23 protein-coding genes, 1 tRNA gene and 2 pseudogenes are annotated in these 17287 nt (G+C 65.2%); 17 read left to right on the top strand and 9 right to left on the bottom strand.

The window, feature by feature from the left end; genetic code table 11:
- The first annotated feature begins 202 nt into the window (after nucleotides 1-202).
- The gene (pdeM, locus tag ACT6UX_RS29610) at nucleotides 203-898 is read left to right on the top strand and encodes a ligase-associated DNA damage response endonuclease PdeM (RefSeq protein WP_444778737.1); all 696 of its coding nucleotides are present in this window, start codon (nucleotides 203-205) and stop codon (nucleotides 896-898) included.
- A 3-nt stretch (nucleotides 899-901) separates the two neighbouring features.
- Here pdeM and ACT6UX_RS29605 read toward each other — a convergent pair whose 3' ends face one another.
- On the bottom strand, nucleotides 902-1702 hold the full coding sequence (locus ACT6UX_RS29605) for a 2-keto-4-pentenoate hydratase (RefSeq protein ID WP_444778736.1): 801 nt from the start codon (nucleotides 1700-1702) through the stop codon (nucleotides 902-904).
- Between the two features lie 47 nt (nucleotides 1703-1749).
- On the opposite strand from ACT6UX_RS29605, the gene mobA reads away from it, so the two are divergent.
- Nucleotides 1750-2430 (top strand): molybdenum cofactor guanylyltransferase MobA, encoded by a 681-nt coding sequence (gene mobA, locus ACT6UX_RS29600; RefSeq protein ID WP_444778735.1) that lies wholly within the window; start codon nucleotides 1750-1752, stop codon nucleotides 2428-2430.
- Here the strand turns inward: mobA and ACT6UX_RS29595 are convergent.
- Nucleotides 2393-2587: a DUF3553 domain-containing protein gene (locus ACT6UX_RS29595; protein WP_444778734.1), complete on the bottom strand. Its 195-nt coding sequence runs from the start codon at nucleotides 2585-2587 to the stop codon at nucleotides 2393-2395. The genes mobA and ACT6UX_RS29595 overlap by 38 nt on opposite strands.
- Before the next feature lie 100 nt (nucleotides 2588-2687).
- Here ACT6UX_RS29595 and ACT6UX_RS29590 point away from each other — a divergent pair, with 100 nt between their 5' ends.
- The 4 genes from ACT6UX_RS29590 (at nucleotide 2688) to dksA (ending at nucleotide 5145) form a co-directional block, all read left to right on the top strand.
- Nucleotides 2688-2936 carry a BufA1 family periplasmic bufferin-type metallophore gene (locus ACT6UX_RS29590; protein WP_444778733.1) on the top strand — a complete coding sequence of 83 codons (249 nt, stop codon included), beginning with the start codon at nucleotides 2688-2690 and terminating at the stop codon, nucleotides 2934-2936.
- A 2-nt stretch (nucleotides 2937-2938) separates the two neighbouring features.
- A complete protein-coding gene (bufB, locus tag ACT6UX_RS29585; RefSeq protein ID WP_444778732.1) occupies nucleotides 2939-3772 on the top strand; it encodes an MNIO family bufferin maturase in 834 nt (277 codons plus the stop codon).
- Nucleotides 3756-4529 (top strand): HvfC/BufC family peptide modification chaperone, encoded by a 774-nt coding sequence (locus ACT6UX_RS29580; protein ID WP_444778731.1) that lies wholly within the window; start codon nucleotides 3756-3758, stop codon nucleotides 4527-4529. Before bufB ends, ACT6UX_RS29580 begins: the two co-directional genes overlap by 17 nt.
- 190 nt (nucleotides 4530-4719) lie before the next feature.
- Complete coding sequence (gene dksA / locus ACT6UX_RS29575) at nucleotides 4720-5145, top strand: RNA polymerase-binding protein DksA (protein WP_295137970.1); 426 nt, start codon at nucleotides 4720-4722, stop codon at nucleotides 5143-5145.
- 61 nt (nucleotides 5146-5206) lie between these two features.
- On the opposite strand, the gene ACT6UX_RS29570 is transcribed toward dksA, so the two are convergent.
- From ACT6UX_RS29570 to ACT6UX_RS29560, 3 genes are all read right to left on the bottom strand, one after another.
- On the bottom strand, nucleotides 5207-6667 hold the full coding sequence (locus tag ACT6UX_RS29570) for an N-acyl-D-amino-acid deacylase family protein (RefSeq protein ID WP_444778730.1): 1461 nt from the start codon (nucleotides 6665-6667) through the stop codon (nucleotides 5207-5209).
- Between the two features lie 8 nt (nucleotides 6668-6675).
- Entirely contained in the window at nucleotides 6676-8175 is a 1500-nt protein-coding gene (locus tag ACT6UX_RS29565; RefSeq protein ID WP_444778729.1) for a M81 family metallopeptidase, read from the bottom strand.
- A 355-nt stretch (nucleotides 8176-8530) separates the two neighbouring features.
- Nucleotides 8531-9433: an N-formylglutamate amidohydrolase gene (locus ACT6UX_RS29560; protein WP_444778739.1), complete on the bottom strand. Its 903-nt coding sequence runs from the start codon at nucleotides 9431-9433 to the stop codon at nucleotides 8531-8533.
- A 125-nt stretch (nucleotides 9434-9558) separates the two neighbouring features.
- Between ACT6UX_RS29560 and ACT6UX_RS29555 the strand changes: the two genes are divergently transcribed.
- A tRNA-Val gene (locus tag ACT6UX_RS29555) sits at nucleotides 9559-9633 on the top strand.
- Nucleotides 9634-9904: 271 nt separating this feature from the next.
- Here ACT6UX_RS29555 and ACT6UX_RS29550 read toward each other — a convergent pair.
- The 4 genes and pseudogenes from ACT6UX_RS29550 to ACT6UX_RS29535 all read right to left on the bottom strand — a co-directional run.
- A pseudogene (locus tag ACT6UX_RS29550) lies at nucleotides 9905-10279 on the bottom strand (tyrosine-type recombinase/integrase); the annotation flags it as partial.
- 311 nt (nucleotides 10280-10590) lie between these two features.
- Nucleotides 10591-10929, bottom strand: a complete 339-nt coding sequence (locus ACT6UX_RS29545) for a helix-turn-helix domain-containing protein (RefSeq protein WP_444778738.1) — start codon at nucleotides 10927-10929, stop codon at nucleotides 10591-10593.
- A gap of 220 nt (nucleotides 10930-11149) precedes the next feature.
- A complete protein-coding gene (locus ACT6UX_RS29540) occupies nucleotides 11150-11443 on the bottom strand; it encodes a hypothetical protein (RefSeq protein WP_444778728.1) in 294 nt (97 codons plus the stop codon).
- On the bottom strand, nucleotides 11443-11571 hold the full coding sequence (locus ACT6UX_RS29535) for a hypothetical protein (RefSeq protein ID WP_444778727.1): 129 nt from the start codon (nucleotides 11569-11571) through the stop codon (nucleotides 11443-11445). Before ACT6UX_RS29535 ends, ACT6UX_RS29540 begins: the two co-directional genes overlap by 1 nt.
- A 147-nt stretch (nucleotides 11572-11718) precedes the next feature.
- Between ACT6UX_RS29535 and ACT6UX_RS29530 the strand changes: the two genes are divergently transcribed.
- The 10 genes and pseudogenes from ACT6UX_RS29530 to ACT6UX_RS29485 form a co-directional block, all read left to right on the top strand.
- Nucleotides 11719-12741, top strand: coding sequence for a hypothetical protein (locus ACT6UX_RS29530; protein ID WP_444778726.1), 1023 nt, complete (start codon nucleotides 11719-11721; stop codon nucleotides 12739-12741).
- 69 nt (nucleotides 12742-12810) lie between these two features.
- The gene (locus ACT6UX_RS29525; RefSeq protein ID WP_444778725.1) at nucleotides 12811-13446 is read left to right on the top strand and encodes a hypothetical protein; all 636 of its coding nucleotides are present in this window, start codon (nucleotides 12811-12813) and stop codon (nucleotides 13444-13446) included.
- Nucleotides 13443-13778, top strand: coding sequence for a hypothetical protein (locus ACT6UX_RS29520; RefSeq protein WP_444778724.1), 336 nt, complete (start codon nucleotides 13443-13445; stop codon nucleotides 13776-13778). The genes ACT6UX_RS29525 and ACT6UX_RS29520 overlap by 4 nt, the downstream gene beginning before the upstream one ends.
- 637 nt (nucleotides 13779-14415) lie before the next feature.
- The gene (locus tag ACT6UX_RS29515; RefSeq protein WP_444778723.1) at nucleotides 14416-14847 is read left to right on the top strand and encodes a DUF6127 family protein; all 432 of its coding nucleotides are present in this window, start codon (nucleotides 14416-14418) and stop codon (nucleotides 14845-14847) included.
- Nucleotides 14844-15248 carry an N-acetylmuramidase domain-containing protein gene (locus ACT6UX_RS29510; RefSeq protein ID WP_444778722.1) on the top strand — a complete coding sequence of 135 codons (405 nt, stop codon included), beginning with the start codon at nucleotides 14844-14846 and terminating at the stop codon, nucleotides 15246-15248. Before ACT6UX_RS29515 ends, ACT6UX_RS29510 begins: the two co-directional genes overlap by 4 nt.
- Nucleotides 15245-15676: a hypothetical protein gene (locus ACT6UX_RS29505; RefSeq protein ID WP_444778721.1), complete on the top strand. Its 432-nt coding sequence runs from the start codon at nucleotides 15245-15247 to the stop codon at nucleotides 15674-15676. The genes ACT6UX_RS29510 and ACT6UX_RS29505 overlap by 4 nt, the downstream gene beginning before the upstream one ends.
- Nucleotides 15677-15827: 151 nt before the next feature.
- Nucleotides 15828-16199 (top strand): hypothetical protein, encoded by a 372-nt coding sequence (locus tag ACT6UX_RS29500; protein ID WP_444778720.1) that lies wholly within the window; start codon nucleotides 15828-15830, stop codon nucleotides 16197-16199.
- Nucleotides 16199-16432: a hypothetical protein gene (locus tag ACT6UX_RS29495; RefSeq protein WP_444778719.1), complete on the top strand. Its 234-nt coding sequence runs from the start codon at nucleotides 16199-16201 to the stop codon at nucleotides 16430-16432. The genes ACT6UX_RS29500 and ACT6UX_RS29495 overlap by 1 nt, the downstream gene beginning before the upstream one ends.
- Before the next feature lie 52 nt (nucleotides 16433-16484).
- Nucleotides 16485-16649, top strand: coding sequence for a hypothetical protein (locus tag ACT6UX_RS29490; RefSeq protein ID WP_444778718.1), 165 nt, complete (start codon nucleotides 16485-16487; stop codon nucleotides 16647-16649).
- A 437-nt stretch (nucleotides 16650-17086) separates the two neighbouring features.
- Nucleotides 17087-17287: pseudogene (locus ACT6UX_RS29485) on the top strand (IS630 family transposase); the annotation flags it as partial.

The following is a 17287-nucleotide window of genomic DNA, read 5'->3' as shown; positions in this document are numbered from 1 at the left end:
GTCTCAGCACATACTCTGCACGATGCGGCTGCATCTGGGCAAAGGCCATCGGCGATCCGCCGAGAAAGGCGACGAGGACGAAACACACGAAACGATGCATCAAGTCACCTTGCGCACGGCCCTGGATGGGGTCAATCGTGCTTCGCATGAGATTGCGTGAGATCGTGGCGGTATTCCGGCGGACTTCGGGGCCAGGACTTCCATGAACGCACTTGAATTCATCTGCGCGGGACAGGTGCTCGAGGCGCTGCCGATGGGCGCCCTGCACTGGCCGACGGAGCGGCTGCTGGCGGTGGCCGATCTCCATCTGGAGAAGGGCTCGTCCTATGCCGTCAACGCTCGCAAGCTCCTGCCGCGCTACGACACGCGTCAGACGCTGGGCGCCCTGGCGGCGCTGATCGATGCCGTACAACCGCGCACGGTCGTTTGCCTGGGCGACTCGTTCCACGATCGCGCCGCCATCGAGCGCATGCCGGATTCGGAGCGGGTCGAGATCGAGCGGCTGACGTCGCGGACGCGCTTTGTCTGGATTGCCGGCAACCACGATCCGGCGCCGCCGCCCTCGGGCTGGGGCGAGGTCGCGGAGGAGATCAAGGCGGGGCCGCTTGTGTTCCGGCACGAGGCGTTGTTCGGACCGGCCGACGGCGAAGTCTCGGGGCATTACCATCCGGTCGCGGCGCTTACCGTGAGGGGGCGCGGGTTGCGGCGGCGCTGCTTCCTGACGGACGGACGGCGGCTGATCCTGCCTGCGTTCGGCGCCTATGCCGGGGGCCTAAATGCGCTTGACCCGGCAATCGCGCAGCTCTTTCCCGACGACTACCACGCGCTCGTCGTCGGAAAGGAGGCGGTGCACCGCCTGTCGTGGCGCCAGCTCCGCCCCGACGCGACCTTCGCGTAGGAGCTACTTCGGCAGCTCGTACTTCAGCGTCACCTCGCCGAGGCCTTCAATCCGGCCGGTGGCAGTACTTCCCGGTGGTACGAACTGGCAGGCGACCATGCTGCCCGACGACACGATCATGCCCTTCTTCAGGCGCTTGCCGTGCTCACCGAGCTTGTTCGCCAGCCAGGCCAGCGCATTGTAGCAGTGACCCAGCACGTCGCCCGAATGACCCTCGCGCACGACCTTGCCGTCGAAGGAGACGGAGCCGTGCAGGTTGCCCAGATCGAGCTTCGCCCAGTCCTTGTTCGGTTTCGCCAGCAGCGAGCCGCCGTTCCAGCCGGCATCCATGATCAGCGGATTGACCGCGAGGCGGCTGTAGTCGGCACCCCGGTCCTCGATCAATTCGAAACCGGCGCGCGCTTCGCCGACATATTGCGCAATCGACTCGCGGTCGTACGGCTTGCCCTTCGGCGGTGGCACGTCGGCATTCACGACCAGGATGATCTCGAGTTCGGCGCCCAGTCGCGTCCAGCGATCGGCGCGGACGGTGGCCTTGTGCTCGAACACGCGCTTCTTGCGGATGGGTCCATAGGCCGGCCCCTTCAGACCAGTCTGCGCCAGGATCTGCGGCGAGGTCAGCGCGATCTTGTAGCCGACCAGCGGGCCCTGCTTGACGACCTGCTTCTTGAGAAAGGCGTCCTGGACCTTGTAGGCGAGGCGTTCGTCGTCCGTCGCGAACCGTTCGGGCCACCATCCGACCACGGCGCGCGCTCTGTCGACCTGATGCAGCCACGTGGCGACCTTGGCGATGCTGAACGTCATTGGAGGCTCCCCCTTGCTTGATTCGTTGGTCGTCGCATAGTGCCACCATGGCGATGAAAACGTTGCAGAAATTCGGGCCCGTCCGCAGCGGCGCCGTCGTGGGTGTCGTGCTGGCCGGCGGCGAGGGACGGCGGATGGGACCGGGCGTCCTGAAGCCGCTGCGCGTGCTCGACGGCCGGCCCATGGTGGCGCATGTCGTGGAGCGGCTGCGGCCCCAGGTCATGGATCTGGTGATCGTGGCAAACGACCCCGCGCCTGAGTTCCGCGCGCTCGGCGTCCCGGTGATCGCCGATCCGGCCGATATCCAGGAGGCGGCACAACGCGAGGGACGGCGGCTCGGACCGCTGGCGGGAATCCTCGCCGGCATGGATTGGGCCCGCCGGCATCACCCGCATTCCGGCTGGATCCTCACGGCGCCCGCCGACGTGCCGTTCCTGCCGCTCGATCTTACCGTCCGGCTGTGCGGCCTGATGCACGTTCCCGAGCCGGACGTGCTGATGGTGCGTCACGGCAAACGCCGCGAACACACGCTGGCCATCTGGTCGGTGAAACTCGCGGCCGACCTGCGCCGCGCCATCCTCGAGGAGGGCATGCGGCGGGTCGAAACCTTCGCCCAGCGCTACGTGTTCGAGGAGCTCGTCTGGCCGGGCAACGCCGCGCCGTTCCTGAACGTCAACACGCCGGTCGAACTCAGCGAGGCGATGCGTCGTCTGGAGCGAGTTCGATGACGTTACCGTCGATCACGACCTTGCCGGCATTCTCGAAATTGACGGTGATGCGATGGCCGATCATCGACTGGATCTGGCCGAGGCCCCAGTCCTGTCGGTCGGGGTGCCGCACGAAGTCGCCGGGGCTCAGCAGGCCATTGCCGGGCTTGTCGAACAAGTTTCCGTTACTCCGCCACTGTGGGTACGTTATCGGGGGCGACCCCCTGCTGCCGCAATCTGCAGTATAGACTGGGCTTCGTCATGTCATGGAGGACACAATGAACTCGACTCGCGTCGCCATCGCCTCGGCTCTCGCCGCCGCGCTCGTGCTGCCGGCTGCCACCAGCCAGGCGCAGGGCAACATGGAGAAGTGCTACGGCATCTCGAAGGCCGGCAAGAACGACTGCCAGACGGCGAAATCGTCCTGTGCCGGCACATCGAAGAAGGATGCGCAGGCCGATGCCTGGGTGTCGGTGCCTAAGGGCGCCTGCGAGAAGATCGTCGGCGGCAAGCTCACGCCCAGCTGAGCATGAAGCCGGTCGCGGGCATCGGGCTGCGTTCGCCGCATCTCGCGGAAATCGCGCGCGACCGGCCGGCGACCGGCTTTCTCGAAATCCACGCTGAAAATTATCTGGCGCACTCGCCGGCGCTGGGAACCGCCGAGCGCCTGCGCGAGGACTATGAGTTCTCCATCCACGCCGTCGGCCTGTCGCTCGGTTCGGTCGACGGGGTGGACGAGGCGCATCTCGATCGTGTCGCGACACTGATCCGTCGGCTCGAGCCCGCGCTCGTATCGGACCATCTCGCCTGGAGTGGATTGGCCGGCCGTTATTTCAACGATCTGCTGCCCTTGCCCTATACCGAAGAGGCACTCGGGGTCGTCGAGCGCAACGTCCACCGGCTGCAGGAGCGGCTCGGGCGGCAGGTCCTGGTCGAGAACCCGTCCTGCTATCTCGCCTTCGCGCACTCGACCTTGTCCGAGCCGGAGTTCCTGGCGGAACTCGTTCGCCGAACCGGTTGCGGAGTGCTGCTCGACGCCAACAATATCGTAGTGACGGCGCACAATCTGCGGCTCGATCCCGGAGCATGGCTCGACGGGCTGCCGGTCTCGGCCGTCGGCCAGTATCATCTCGCCGGCCATGCGGTGAACGACGCCGACGGCGAGCCAGTCCTGATCGACGATCATGGCAGCCGGGTGGGCGAGGGCGTGTGGGCGCTGTTCGACGAGATCGTGCGGCGCTACGGGCCACGGCCGACGCTGGTCGAATGGGACACCGATCTTCCGGCTCTCGCCGTGCTGCTCGACGAGGCGCGGCGGGCGGGGCGAGCGCTTGGCATCGTGGCCGATGCTCGCGCTGCGTGATCTGCAGGCCGCGTTCGCGGCGCATCTCGGGGGTGAGGACAGGCCCGATCTTGCCCATGCCGTCGTCGGCGACGCGGTCTCGGCCACCGCACGCCTGCGCATCCATCGCCATCATGTCCGCCACAGCCTGATCGGGGCGCTCGCGGCCACGTTCCCGACCGTACAGGCGATCGTCGGCGAGACATTCTTCGCAACCATGGCGGCGGGATTCGTCCTGCAGGATTTCCCTGGGCAACCGGTACTGGCGGAGTATGGCGCGGCGTTCCCGGCTTTCGTGTCAGGCTACGGTCCCGCCGCAACGCTGCCTTATCTGGCCGACGTGTCGCGGCTCGACTGGGCCCTGAACCTCGCTTACCACGCGCCGATCGAACCGAGGCTCGAGGCTTCCGACCTAGCCGGCCTGCCCGGCGAGCGGCTGTTCGAACTGGAGTTGGCTCTGGCCGCCGGGGCGACCCTGGTCCGCTCGCCCTGGCCGATCGATCGGATCTGGCACGCCGCCCAGCCCGGGGCGCCCGCGGGAACCGTTTCCCTGGACGAGGGATCGGCCTCGGTGCTCGTCCTGCGTCGGCCGGAGGATGCGGCCTTCGCGTGCCTCGACCCGGCCGAAGCGGCCTTCGTTGCAGCGCTGGCCGCGGGTGCCAGTCTGGGAGAGGCGGGCGAGCGAGCGTTCTCCGGCGAACCTGCCTTCGATCCGTCCACGACCTTCGCCAGACTGCTGTCTTTGCAGGCATTTGCTGCGTTGCAGCAAGGAGTCTGACTTCAAGCTTCAAATGCCTCGAAAGTCGTGGATTATTACAACCGATGTAATTGTTGCACCGCACGGCTGAATCGGGCGGCGGCCCCGAAACGTTCTTGCTCCGGAAAGGCCCATCCCTATACTCCGCGCGCTTCGAAAGGGTCGGCCCTTCCCGGGCGGACCGTCGTGGCTTCGAGTGGAGTTGCCGACGATGTCGATTACGTTGCCGCAGAATTATCGGCCGTCAGAACGTGAAGCTTTCATGAATCCGATGCAGCAGGAGTACTTCCGGCAGAAGCTGCTGAAGTGGAAGGACGAGCTGATCGAGGAATCGAATCAGACGCTCCAGAACATGCAGGAAGAAAGTCTCGCGCAGCCCGATCTTGCCGATCGCGCGACCGCCGAGACAGACCGCTCGCTGGAGTTGCGGACGAGGGATCGTTTCCGCAAGCTGATCTCCAAGATCGACCAGGCGATCAAGTCGATCGAGGAAGGGACCTACGGCTATTGCGAGGAGACCGGCGAGCCGATCTCGCTGAAGCGTCTGGAGGCGCGACCGATCGCGACCCTGTCGGTCGAGGCGCAGGAGCGCCACGAACGCATGGAGCGCACCCGCCGAGACGAAGGCAACGACTGAGGAAATAAAAAGGCCCGCATGAAGCGGGCCTTTTCTTTCCTGGGTGGCGTCGACGTGGCGATCAGGCCCTGGCTTCGTCCTGCATGGCCTGGCGGTTGAGCGCGCGGCCGGCCTGGCCGCCGCCGGGCTTGCCGTCGCGCCACGCGAAGGCGCCGTTGCAGATCACCGTGTCGATGCCCCTGGCCGGCGAGATCGGCTTCTCGAAGGTGGCCGTGTCGATCACCGTCGCCGGATCGAAGATGCAGAGATCGGCATAGAAGCCGGGTTTCACCTCGCCGCGCTTGGCCAGGTGGAAACGCTGCGCCGAATAGGACGTCATGCGTCGCACGGCATCTTCGAGCGGGAACAGCCCGAGGTCGCGCGAATAGTGGCCGAGCACCCTCGGGAAGGTGCCCCACAGGCGCGGATGCGGATGGGCGTCGAAGGGGATGCCATCAGAGCCGATCATGGCGCCGGGATGGGACATCGCGGCCTGCACGTCCTTCTCGTCCATCATGAAGTAGATGGCGCCGGCCGGCTGGATGCGGTCGGCCGCTTCCTTCATCGAGCAGCCCATCTCCTCGGCGATCTCCCTGAGATCGCGCCCGCTCATGCCCTCGACCTTGTCGGACCAGGTGATCAGCACCTTGTCGGCCCGCTCCAGCATGTCGCTGCGCAGGATCGTCGAGCCCGCGACATAGGGATAAACGTCGAAGGATATCTGCTGCTTCTTCATCGCTTCGTTGAAGTGGGGCAGCGTCTCCTTCATGCGGCCGAAGTTGGAGCGGCCCGAGCACTTGTGGTGAGAGACGATGATCTCGGCGCCGACGCGTCGGCCGATCTCGAAGGTCTCGTCCATCGCCTTCAGGATATGGTCACCCTCGTCGCGCATGTGGGCGGTGTAGACGCCGCCCCATTTGCCGAGCGGCGCAGCCACGTCCGCGACCTCGTCGGTCGAGGCGTGGCTGGACACCGCATAGAACAGGCCGCTCGACATGCCGATCGCGCCCTGTTCGAGGCTCTGGTCGAGCAGCTCGCGCATCTGCTTGATCTCGCCCGCCGTCGCGACCCGGTTGAGGTCGTCGCCCATCGAGTTGATGCGGAGGGTGCCGTGGCCGATCAGAAAGGCGCCGTTGATGGCGGGCTTCGCGGCATCGACCTTGCCCGCGAAGGACGCGAAGTCCTTCGACAGGTTTTCCTTCTTCTTGATGATCAGCGACATCCAGTGGCCGACATCGGGCCTGACGTACGGCGCGGCGGAGACGCCGCAATTGCCGCAGACCACGGTCGTGACGCCCTGGCTGGCCTTCATTGCCATGGAAGGATTGTCGATCAGCGCGGTGTCGTCGTGCGTGTGCACGTCGATGAAGCCCGGCGCCACGACCTTGCCTGTGGCATCGATCTCGTTGTCGCCGCGCAACGTGCCCGGCGCCTCGACGGCGGCGATGCGATCGCCCTTCACCGCCACGTCGGCGGCGAAGAGCTTCCTGCCCGTTCCGTCGGCCACCTGGCCGTTGCGGATGACGATGTCGTAAGTGGCCATGGGGGCTCCTAGGCTTCGTTGCGGCCGAGCCGCATGTCGAGGTCGAACGGGTAGAGCGGGCGCTTCACCCGCTCGTACTTGAAGAGCTTGAGGTCGGAGGCGGTGCAGCCGTCGCCGTCGCACATCACGATGTGCTTGGCGATCGGCTCGAAGCCAGCGCGGAAATGCTGGCGCGACTTGATGAGCACGTACTTCTTGCGCCGCGGATCGATGCCGCAGTGGGTGAAGACGCCGAGATCGTAGGGCTCGGCGCGCTTTTCCGAGACGACGATCTGCATCTTGCCGGTGTCGAGCACGGCAGTGCGGCCCATGCGCACCGTGGTGCCGGTCGCCATCGGGCCGGTTACGGTGAATTGGCCGTCGGTGATGGCCTTGACCTTGCCGGTGACCTTGAGTGGCTTGCCCTTGAGGCCCATGGCCGGCATGTCGATCTTGCCGCCCAGTTCGAGCGTCACCTCGGCGCCGACACCGGCCTCGATCATCTGCTCGACGCAGGCCGGATCGCAGATCGGGCCGGCGCAGGCATCCTCGAGCTCCTGTTTCATCGCTTCTTCGATGACGCTCATCACGTCCTGGGTGCCGCCCGAGGCGGTGTTGTCGCCATGGTCTGCCATGACGACCGGATAATCGGTGTAGCCCTTGGCGCGGCCGACCTGGACCGAGAGCGGCTCGGGATGGAACAGGAAGCCTTCGCGCTTCTCCCAGGCCGTATCGAGGATGCGGTTGAGCAGGATCTCGCCTTCGGCCGTCCGCTTGTCGCAAACGATGACCGAGGAAAGGGCGAGATGGGGGATGTCGGCCTGCGGGAAGCCGCCGAACACCGAGGCGTTCAGGACCTCGCCGGTGTCCTCGGCCTGGTTGGCCATGCCCATCAGCGTCTTCATCGGCTCGCGCGACGGGGTGTGGACCAGCGAGCTGCTCATGATCGGGCGGTTGCCCCACACCATCTTCGGTTCGATCTCGCCGGCCAGGGTCCGCATCAGGGTGCGGCCGGCGCGGCGGGCCGTATCGGCCATGTCGATATGGGGGTAGGTGCGGTAGCCGGTCATGATGGTGGCGCCGTTCACCATGGCGTCCGTCATCTGGGTATGGAAATCGAGCGCCACGGCGATCGGCACGTCCGGCGCGATCTTCCGAATGCGGTTCAGGAGCTCGCCTTCGCCATCGTCGTAATGCTCGGCCACCATCGCGCCATGCAGGGCCAGCAGGACGGCGTCGCAGCCCTTCCTGACCTCGTCCACGATCGCGGTGGTCATCTGCTCGTATGCCGCTTTGGTGACCAGGCCCGACGGATGGGCAGAGGCGGCCATGGGCACGGTGAACTCGGCGCCAGCTTTGCGGGCCACCTCGATGAAGCCGCCCAGGGACGTGTTCGTGCCCTCGGCCTCCTTGATTGCGATCGGGCCGCTCAGCGAGCCCGCCCGGGCGAAGGAGTCGATCGGGGTGGGCAGGGGCGAGAACGTATTGGTCTCGTGCATCATCATTGCGACTACGAACTTCTGGGCCAACAACCCCTCCATACTGGGCTTAAGTATTTGAGCAGCTTACATAAATCGGACACCCCGCGCGTTTGCTGAAGCAATGCTCTCCCTGCATAGCTGCGTCGCACTATTCTTGTGCGTTGCAAAAACGCCACACCCCCGATCAGACATCAACGAACGCTAAATATGTGAATTCAGGGCTCTTTTTCGCTCTTGCATTCCCTTCGCAGGTGCACCATTCTTAGCGGGCAGCAAACGCTACCTCGGTAGCCGCATTGTTTGCTGTATGCCCGTCTTGGGCGTTTCCTCCCTAAACTCGGGCCGCGCTAGTCGCGGCCCCTTTTTTTGCCTACTTTTCTTTTGCGGTCGTCTGGTCGGGTGATTATTCGGCCGCCAGGGGCTGCGGCGGCAGCAGGGTCTCCCGTGCCTGCTCGGCCATCGTCTCCAGCAGCCCGGTCATCAGCCGCGCGACGACTCCCACGACCGGAAGCCGCTCGTGCCGCGCCTCGTCCATGTAGAGCGACCGGTTGATCTCGATCTGCAGCGTGTGACGAGCGAGGGAAGGTCGTCCATATCTCTGGGTCGTGAAGCCGCCCGCATAGGGCTGATTGCGCAGAACGCGCAGGCCTCGCGCGCGGAACCAGCGCTCGGCGGCGGATGTGAACTCGGGCGCACAGGCTTCGCCGTGATTGTCGCCCAGTACGATATCGACCCGCTGGTCACGGTCGCGCGATCCGAGCGTCGAAGCGGAAGAGGGCATCGAATGCGCATCGATCAACAGGGCGCCGCCGAAGCTGCTGTAGGTGTTCTCGACCAGCAGCGAGAGGGTCTGGTGATAGGGGCGCCAGCAGGTCTCGAGCCTATGCTCTATGGTCTGGGATGGAACGCGGCCCCGGTAGATCGCCTCGCCATTGGCTGCGACCCGGGGGATCATGCCGAGGCCGGCGGCCACCCGCGTCGTGCGATGGTTCAGCGGCCGCGGCAGGGGACCTTCGAACATGGCGGGATCGAGTTCGTAGGGCTCACGATTGGCGTCGACGTAGGATCGCGGAAAGCGGGCCGCCAGGAAGGGCATGCCGAGCGAGGGAGCGGCCGCGAACAGCTCGTCGACGAACGCGTCTTCCGCCCGGCGGAGCGCGGAAAGCGGCACCGCGGCCTGCTCGAGGAACGAGGCGGGATAGGTCGAGCCGCTGTGCGGCGACGCGACGACCACCGGGACGCTCTGCCGCGCCGGCAGCCGGCAATCCAGGGCCTCGTGATCGGTCAGGACCGGGGCGAAATCCATTTTGTGGTCATAGCCCGCGAATTCGGTCGCGTCACGCTTCGCGCTCTTGCCAATCCTGTTCGGGCAATGTAGACGACCGGGCTTCCGCGCTACGGGGCGTTTCGAAACCCCGCAGCACAGGCGATGGGCGCGTAGCTCAGCGGTAGAGCACTGTCTTGACATGGCAGTGGCCACAGGTTCGATCCCTGTCGCGCCCACCATCGCTTTCTTCCTTATTTCGCGGGCTTTTTGCGAGGTCGACGCTTCGGCGCGACCTTCGTCTTCGGGCGCTGGTTTGCGCGCAAGTGCCGCCATCGCCTCGGCGGCCCGCTTCTGATCAGCAACCGTGTGCTTGCCGTAGACCGACTGCAGGGTGCGGATGCTCGTCGCTGTCATGCCGGAAACGACCCATGGCGAGGTGACCTGAAGGGCCTGCGACACAAAGGTATGCTTCAGGACGTGCGGCGTGACCTGCGGCAGCCCGGCATCCGCCGCGCCGCTCCTGAAGGCCCTGCGGATGGCCTTGACGGGCTTCCCTCGGAACTGGACGACCTTGTCTCTCTCAGTGCGCTTCTTCAACTGGGCGAGGTGCCTGACCAGCGCAGCGGCGATGCCTGTGATCGCGCGCCGCTTCCGGGTCTGGGCGACGCCCGGCTTGCGGAAGTCGATCGTGGCGGCCTTCAGGTCCACGCGATCCCATGTCAGCTGCAAGATTGCCGATCGCCGTGCGCCAGTATTGCTGGCTATGAGGATGAAGGTCTCAACGTGGCGATAGTCCTCGCTGGCTCGGGCAGCCTTGAGCAGCTTGTCGACCTCGGCTCGCGTCGGGACGCGCGGACGCGGTGGTGGCTCCTTGAGGCTCGGCACGAACGGTGCTGCACGGAGGTCGCCGGACTTCACGGCGAAGCGGAGTCCGGCGCGGAGGGAGCGGAGGTGCCGATTGATGGTGTCATCGGCCTTGCCTTCGTCGCGGCACTGCTAGATGTAGCGCTCGAGGTTCCTGGCGTTCACGGTGGAAGCGGCGCCGGCACCGATGAACTTCTTCAGGTGCTCGATGGCGATGGCGATGTCGATGCGTTGGGCGCTGGGCAGAGCCTTCGCATGACGCTCGTAGTACGAATCCAGCAGCAGACCGACCTCGACTTCGGCAGCCTTCTTGGGCTCGCCGTCGTTCCGCTCTAGCTCGAAAGCCTTCCTAAATCTTTCTGCCTCTTCACCGTCTGTCGTGCGCGTTGAAACACGGAAAGAGCGCCGCTTCTCGGTGCAGATGACGTAGTAGCGTCCGTTGTCGGGGTGGCCCAGAGTTTTGACTTCGCTGGGCATGTGATGCTGGCCTTGTATTCCTTGATGAGCGAGAGCGGGTAGAACACGCGGCCTCGGATCCGCGCGAAACCGAGGCGACCGTCACGGCGCTCGGCCCTAATGACGGAGATTGAGACACGAAGCTCCTCGGCTGCTTCGCGCTCGGTGAGCCACGGGTCGTGATCCGGCGCGTGAGCCTTCAGGTCGCGTGGCATCGCTGTCATGGCATCGGCCCTCCTTTGACTCGATGATGTCCGGCAACGACCGCACCCGCGGCGCCTGGTCGGGCGCAGCGGCGCGTTCGGCGAACTGCTTCGACCGCCGGGGCAAGATTGGCGGCGGCCGCGAAAAGCCCTCGCGCGATCAGCCTGGGGATGCAGCGCTCAGCCGCTTCATGCGCGGCCCGCCAGGCAGCGGGGGAGAGGGGTGGCCTGTTCATGCCGCCATCTTCCGGCCCTTCGCCAGCCACGTCTTCAGCGCGGCCATGTACTTCAGGCAGAGGTCGAATTCGAGGCTCGAGCTGGCCGGCCCTTCCGGGAACAGCTCGACGAGACCGGAGTGACACGGCTTCTTCTTGATGTCGCGTTCTGCGACCTCCGTGCCGCAGCGATCGCAGACAATCATGTTGCGGCGGGTCATGCGCGCGACCTCGTCCGCCGGTTCCAGGAACTCGAGCACGGTCGCCTCGGCCGGCACTTCCTTGGGCTCCCAGCGCCTACAGGTCAGCATCAGCCGCCGGCACCCCATCCACGAATGCCGGTGATTTCGTAGGCAGTCCGGCCGCACGCCGTGCGCAGGAAGCATCCGACGGTCGGGCGCTCGCCGCGCCACGTCATATTGAGTGTGACGGGCTTCATGCTCTCTCCAGCCAATCCGCATCAGGCCACCGCCAACGCCGCGACTGCGGCGATTGATAAGGCCCGAGCGACGTGAGCTTCGATCCGGCTCCCGCCTTCTGATCATCCAGCCGTCTCGCGGCCCTTCCTTTCAACGGAGACACCGACATGGCACGCACCGCACGGCATCTGACCTGCAACAGCTCGACCCAGACCCTGATGCCCGCGAATGTCGGCCGGTCCTATGTTCGAATCGGCGTGAAGGATACCTACTTCCCGGGCCGCGCAGTTGCCGGCGTTTCTCTCGACGGCGCCGTCGATGCCGCGGAGGGCGTCACCGGGAACCTGGCGGTCACGAAGAACAATCCGATCGAAATTCATGGGGATGTTCCCGTCGGTGCGATCACGATCAAAGGCCCGGCCGGCCTTGAAATCGAGGCATGGGAGGATACCGGTGGCGCCGAACGGGTGGATGGCTGGGGCTTCAGCGTTCCCGTGGTGCCTGCGGTCACCGCAGGTGCCTATTCGGCCGGCGACATCATGGGCGGGCTACTCGAGTTCGACGTCGTCGCTCCGGCCGACGATATGCCAATCATCCTTCAGGACGTGCGGATTGCACTGAAGTCGGCGGTCACGCCGTCACTTCTACTGGTCCTGTTCAACGCCGGCCCGTCCGGCACGACCAAGACCGACAACGCGGTCTATTCGCTGGCCGCCGCCGATGCCTTCAAGGTCATCGCGCTGCCCATCACTGCGATTGGTGGTTACCTCACTGATCACGGGACGCCGAACACGATCCGCTTGGGCAACCTCGCGATCCCGATGCTACCCGCCGCCAGCACGCGCAAATCTATGGCCTGCTGGTCGACGTCACTGGCGTCACGCTCACGTCGACGAGCGACCTGCAGGTCCGGCTCTCCGGCACGGGGACCTGACATGCGCGCTCCGCAGCGGTTGATGCTGATGGGGCGGCGGACGGGGCCGCGCACGTACTCGTTCCTAAATGGCGCACTGCCACCTGGCGCCCCGCTAACCCGTGCATCAACCGGTTGGTACTTCGACAGCGCGGGCGTGCTTCAGTCTGCAGCGAACGACGCGCCGCGCTTCACCTACGGCCCAAGCACGCTCGCGCTTCAAGGGCTACTGAACGAGCCAGCGCGAACAACAGTCTCCGAAATAGCACAATGGTAGGCGCTTCACCGGGAACACCCGGAACCGTGCCGACAAATTGGGCTGTCACTGGCACCGCGGAAAGGCGTCATGCGCACGATTGTCGGGACAGGGACTGAAGACGGAGTTCCATTCATAGACTTTCGCTACGCTGGCACGTCATCCGGCAATGCAGGCAAATCCATACTGTTCGAGGGCAGCACCCAAATTGCGGCTGCCAACGGTCAAACTTGGGCATCAAGTGTCTTTGCCCGCGTTGTAGGTGGCAGCCTTGCTAACATCTCCGATTTGCAATTGTACGTCAGCGGTCGGACCAGCGGCGGCGGAGCCGCGCAAGGGCTTTTTGGGTCGATAGCGCCAACAACAGCGCCGCTGCGAAGCCTGCGTTACTCGCAAATCGGGACGTTTAGCAGCGCTGGTCGCTTCGTGCGGGGCGAAATGTACGTCGGGTACGCGAGCGGCGTCACGATTGATCTAACTTTGCGCATCGGTCTGCCGCAACTCGAGCAGGGGGCTTTATCTTCTCAGATATTCAGCACCCCTGCGGCTGTCACTCGCGCTGCCGACGTGCTGTCCATGACGATGACCGACGGCACTTACGACATCGACATTACGAGACTAAGCGGCATGACAAATGTCGTTGGGGTCGTCGTGTCTGGCGGTTCCTACCCCGTGCCGACGGACCCGTCCCCTCTGCAGAGCGTTGTGGCGAGGAGAGTTGCATGACCTGGTCGTCGGCCATCTATGTGCAATTCCCGGACGAAGCAACGTCGCGCGTGGCGGCGGCCGCAATCGGCGTCGATTTCCCGGAGGACGGATCGGTCCCGACCGGCAATCGCAACTACGCCATGCACGCGCCGATGCAGGCGCCGTGGATAACAGAGCCGGTCGTTGACCCAGACGCGGGAGAGGTAACGACGCCCGGTGCCGTCGAGCCCGGATACTGGGCGATGCTGCGCCTCCACACCGAGTGGCCCGGATATGCTGCAGCTTGGGCGGCTATCCAGGCGACGGGCGCCGTTCGCAAGCTTGAGAGCTCGCCGGTGGTTTGGGCGTGATGAGGCGGAGGTACTTCGCCCCCAGCCGCCTCCGGGCGGCTTTTCTTTGAGGCCACCCGATGAAATTCACCGACGCTGTGACCATCGCGGGTACGCGCTGGACTGAGGACGGCTATCTGGTCGCCGAGGCGCGCGCCGTGTTCGCCTGAGGCTGCCCTGTACGCGGGAAACGCATGGGGCAATCGTCGGGCGTGGCATTTATCGTCACGATTTAAGTGGCTGAGCGGGCGCCGCAGTGCAAGCAACTCCGACTAAAGGGGTCGACCCTCCGGGTGCTCCAGTAGAAGAATTTTCTGCAGACCGGACAGCGAAACGTCGCGTTCAGAACCAGGACGATGACAAACAGAATCAGGACGACCGTACCGACTGCCTCAGCGGTATCTCGGTCTCCCCACACCAGTCGTCGCGATAAAAGCGCTCCGATCAGCAAGCCCCATTGGCTCCATCGCAAAACGCGCTTCCAACGCCACGCAGCAGCTCGTCGGTTCGATTGCATGGGTCCGAATAGTGGGCCCGTCTCATCAGGCCGGCAAGGAAGCCGAACCGCCGAAAGGCGGGCGCTCAGTTTCAGCTGAATTCCTGCTCGACAGGGCTTGTCGGCTCCGGGCGGCATTTTCATGTGTACCCGGAGGAGTGGATGACCGAACCCGTCGTCATGCCGCGCGAGGCGCTGGAAGCGCTGCTCGAGGATGCCGCGGAGCGGGGCGCCAAGAAGGCGCTCTCGACCGTGGGCCTCGGCGACGAGGAAGCGCCCGAGCATATTCGCGGCCTGCGCGATCTCTTCGCGATGTACCGCGTGGTCCGCAACGGCGCGCTGAAGCAGATCGGGCAGGGGATCGCGCTGGTGCTGATCGGCGCGCTGGTCCTGTTCGTCTCGACGAAGATACCAACCAAGTTGGTTCATTATGACAGAATCCGACTATCAGGCGGCGGCCGACAAGCTCGGCGCCGACGTCGCGGCCGTCATAGCTGTGGCGGAGGTCGAGGCCAGCGGGCAGGGAATGTGGAATATCGCTGGCTAGATGCGCCCGCCGATCCGGCTCGAGGGCGCACTGGTTCGGCAGGATGACCGACTACCGGTTCAACGACTCGCACCCGCACATCTCGCGCCAGCAGTGGACGCCGTCTGTTGCGGCCAACACGAAGCTGGAGGCGTGGGCGCAATTCGAGGAAGCCTCGGCGCTAGACGAGCGCGCCGCCATCCAGGCGACCAGCTGGGGGCTCTTCCAGATCATGGACTTCCACTTCGCGGCGCTGGGCTTCCCGACGCCCTATGAATTCAGGCTGCTGCGTTCACGGAAGCCGGCCAGCTCGATCTCTTCGTGCGGTTCATCCTCGCCAACCGGCCCCCTGCAGGACGCCCTGCAGCGCAAGGACTGGCACGCCTTCGCCGCTGGCTACAACGGGCCCGCCGCTGTGGATGTCTACGCCCCGAAAATAGCAGCCGCCTACGAAAGGCACGTCCGATGATCCAGCTCCTGCGCCGTCTCTTCGGAGGACGGTTTACCAAGGACCAGGTCGTCGCGGTTTCGCTGCATGTCGTGACCGCTGTTGCCTCGGGTATGCCCGTCGCTGTCGCGCTGGGCCTCATGGGGCAGGACGATGCCGACAGGGCCGTCGAGATGGTCCGCCAGATCGGGGAGGGCGTTGCCGTGATCGTCGGCGCGTTGGGAGTCCTGCTGCCGATCATCAGCGCCTTGTTCGCCGGCAAGAGCGCCAGCCCCACGGCTCAGATCCGCAAGGTCGAGAGCATCCCCGACGTGACGGTCGTGGCGGTCATCCCGAAGGCGACGTGCTCGTCGAGAAGTCGAAGAAATAGGAGAGAGCGGCCCCGGTCACTGCGGGGAGCGAATGACACGGGGCCTAACCGACGAAGCCGGCGCGAGCGTCGCGGCTGAGCGAAAGCTAGCCCGAAACAGCGCGGCGCCCCGAGACCGATCGTCAAAGAGTGCTTTCGCTTCCCAGCCGAAAGCCTGTCCCGCTTTCAACCCAGGAGAGAGCGATGAAGAAGATGGCAACGGCCTGGCGGCCGCGATGATGCTTGGCCTGATGGCGACCGTGACGGCCTGTAGCGGCACCGTGCAGGACAAGCAGGCGAGTGCCGACCAGGTGTTCGGCGACGCCAAGATGGGCCTCGTGGTGGCCTTTGGGCTGGTCGGCATCTACAACCTGATGCCGGTGTGCAGCGCGGAGAGCCTGCCGCCGCCGCTCTGCTACAGCGAGTCGGTCAGCAATATCCTTAACAAGGGCCTCGCGGCAGCGGCCTCGGCCATCCAGTCCAGCGAGGCTATCTTCGCCGCCACGAACACCGTCGAGGAAGCGCGCCTCAAGGCGGCCAAGGTCGCACAGACCGTCATCGCCGAGCTGCTGCGCAACCTCACCGCGTTCGGGGTGACGCAGGTCCGGGGAAGGGCCGGCTGATGCCGGCCTGGCTGCTGGCGCTGCTGCCGAAAGCGCACGAGTTGCTGGTCGGCCTCTTCGTCAAGAAGCCGCCGGCGCCCGATCTCAGCCGCGAACTCGGCCGTGCGGAACAGCAGAACATCGACCTCAAGACCGGCGCGGCGACCATCCGCGCCGCGACCGATGCCGCCCGTGATTCTGAATCCAGACCGGAGCCTGAACATGATCCGAACGATCGCAGTCTGCGCCGTTAGCCTGGCGCTGGGCGGCTGCCTTGGCGATGAAGCCCCGCCACCGGCGACCGCCATGCCAACCTCTGCCCCGGCATATGAGGCGCTGCGGCCGGGCTTCCCCGTGCGGGAAATCACCTATGACGGGAAGGCCGACACGCCGCAGACCGTGACCGAGGCGTGCGCCGCCAACACTCGGGCCCGCTCGCTCAATGCCCGATTCGAGGCGGCGTGCCCCTGAAGAGCGAACCACCGAACATGCGCTAAGGCGCACACGAGTCGGGGGCTGGATCCGTCCGGAGCCGACATGCCCGACGGGCGTTTCCTCCCTGAACTTGCGCCCGCTGGCCTCACGGCTGGCGGGCGGATTTGCGTATGGTGGAGCGATCGATATGCATGGCCAACGCAGGTGAATGGTTGCATTATGTTTCTACCATGCAGATTGCCGCTGATCCGGGATAGATAAACCAAACTAGAGCACCGAGCTTGAAATAAGAATCGAAAGGGAATTCCCAGGGAATCGGAAGTCTGATTCAAGATGCTGGCTGGGCGTGGAGGCCAGGTATGGATGGGGAAGCCTTATTCGATTGACCTTCGGGATCGTGTTCAGGCAGCAGTTGCGAGCGGGGTGTCGCGGCGAGGCGCGGCTCGGCGCTACGATGTCAGTGCGAGCTTGCGGTGAAGCTGGCGGAACGGGTATCGCGAACGGGCTCGGCGGAGCCGGCGCGGCAAGGTCGACCGCCCGGCGGCGGCAAGCTGGCGCCGTACCTGACGGTTCTGCTCGAGTGGGTCGAGGCCGAGTCGGACATCACGATGCCGGAACTGTCGGCCAAGTTGGAAGCCGAGAAGGATGTGACGGCGCATCCGGCCTCGCTGTCG

The sequence above is a fragment of the Reyranella sp. genome (assembly GCF_052439685.1).
Lineage (GTDB): Bacteria > Pseudomonadota > Alphaproteobacteria > Reyranellales > Reyranellaceae > Reyranella.
The sequence above is the reverse complement of the archived record's forward strand: the minus strand, read 5'-3'. Positions and strand labels throughout refer to the sequence as shown.

Coding starts and splice junctions, on each gene's coding strand:
- pdeM (WP_444778737.1), top strand. CDS start 203: ATGAACGCACTTGAATTCATCTGCGCGGGACAGGTGCTCGAGGCGCTG.
- ACT6UX_RS29605 (WP_444778736.1), bottom strand. CDS start 1,702: ATGACGTTCAGCATCGCCAAGGTCGCCACGTGGCTGCATCAGGTCGAC.
- mobA (WP_444778735.1), top strand. CDS start 1,750: ATGGCGATGAAAACGTTGCAGAAATTCGGGCCCGTCCGCAGCGGCGCC.
- ACT6UX_RS29590 (WP_444778733.1), top strand. CDS start 2,688: ATGAACTCGACTCGCGTCGCCATCGCCTCGGCTCTCGCCGCCGCGCTC.
- bufB (WP_444778732.1), top strand. CDS start 2,939: ATGAAGCCGGTCGCGGGCATCGGGCTGCGTTCGCCGCATCTCGCGGAA.
- ACT6UX_RS29580 (WP_444778731.1), top strand. CDS start 3,756: ATGCTCGCGCTGCGTGATCTGCAGGCCGCGTTCGCGGCGCATCTCGGG.
- dksA (WP_295137970.1), top strand. CDS start 4,720: ATGTCGATTACGTTGCCGCAGAATTATCGGCCGTCAGAACGTGAAGCT.
- ACT6UX_RS29570 (WP_444778730.1), bottom strand. CDS start 6,667: ATGGCCACTTACGACATCGTCATCCGCAACGGCCAGGTGGCCGACGGA.
- ACT6UX_RS29560 (WP_444778739.1), bottom strand. CDS start 9,433: ATGGATTTCGCCCCGGTCCTGACCGATCACGAGGCCCTGGATTGCCGG.
- ACT6UX_RS29545 (WP_444778738.1), bottom strand. CDS start 10,929: ATGCCACGCGACCTGAAGGCTCACGCGCCGGATCACGACCCGTGGCTC.
- ACT6UX_RS29540 (WP_444778728.1), bottom strand. CDS start 11,443: ATGCTGACCTGTAGGCGCTGGGAGCCCAAGGAAGTGCCGGCCGAGGCG.
- ACT6UX_RS29535 (WP_444778727.1), bottom strand. CDS start 11,571: ATGAAGCCCGTCACACTCAATATGACGTGGCGCGGCGAGCGCCCGACC.
- ACT6UX_RS29530 (WP_444778726.1), top strand. CDS start 11,719: ATGGCACGCACCGCACGGCATCTGACCTGCAACAGCTCGACCCAGACC.
- ACT6UX_RS29525 (WP_444778725.1), top strand. CDS start 12,811: ATGCGCACGATTGTCGGGACAGGGACTGAAGACGGAGTTCCATTCATA.
- ACT6UX_RS29520 (WP_444778724.1), top strand. CDS start 13,443: ATGACCTGGTCGTCGGCCATCTATGTGCAATTCCCGGACGAAGCAACG.
- ACT6UX_RS29515 (WP_444778723.1), top strand. CDS start 14,416: ATGACCGAACCCGTCGTCATGCCGCGCGAGGCGCTGGAAGCGCTGCTC.
- ACT6UX_RS29510 (WP_444778722.1), top strand. CDS start 14,844: ATGACCGACTACCGGTTCAACGACTCGCACCCGCACATCTCGCGCCAG.
- ACT6UX_RS29505 (WP_444778721.1), top strand. CDS start 15,245: ATGATCCAGCTCCTGCGCCGTCTCTTCGGAGGACGGTTTACCAAGGAC.
- ACT6UX_RS29500 (WP_444778720.1), top strand. CDS start 15,828: ATGGCGACCGTGACGGCCTGTAGCGGCACCGTGCAGGACAAGCAGGCG.
- ACT6UX_RS29495 (WP_444778719.1), top strand. CDS start 16,199: ATGCCGGCCTGGCTGCTGGCGCTGCTGCCGAAAGCGCACGAGTTGCTG.
- ACT6UX_RS29490 (WP_444778718.1), top strand. CDS start 16,485: ATGCCAACCTCTGCCCCGGCATATGAGGCGCTGCGGCCGGGCTTCCCC.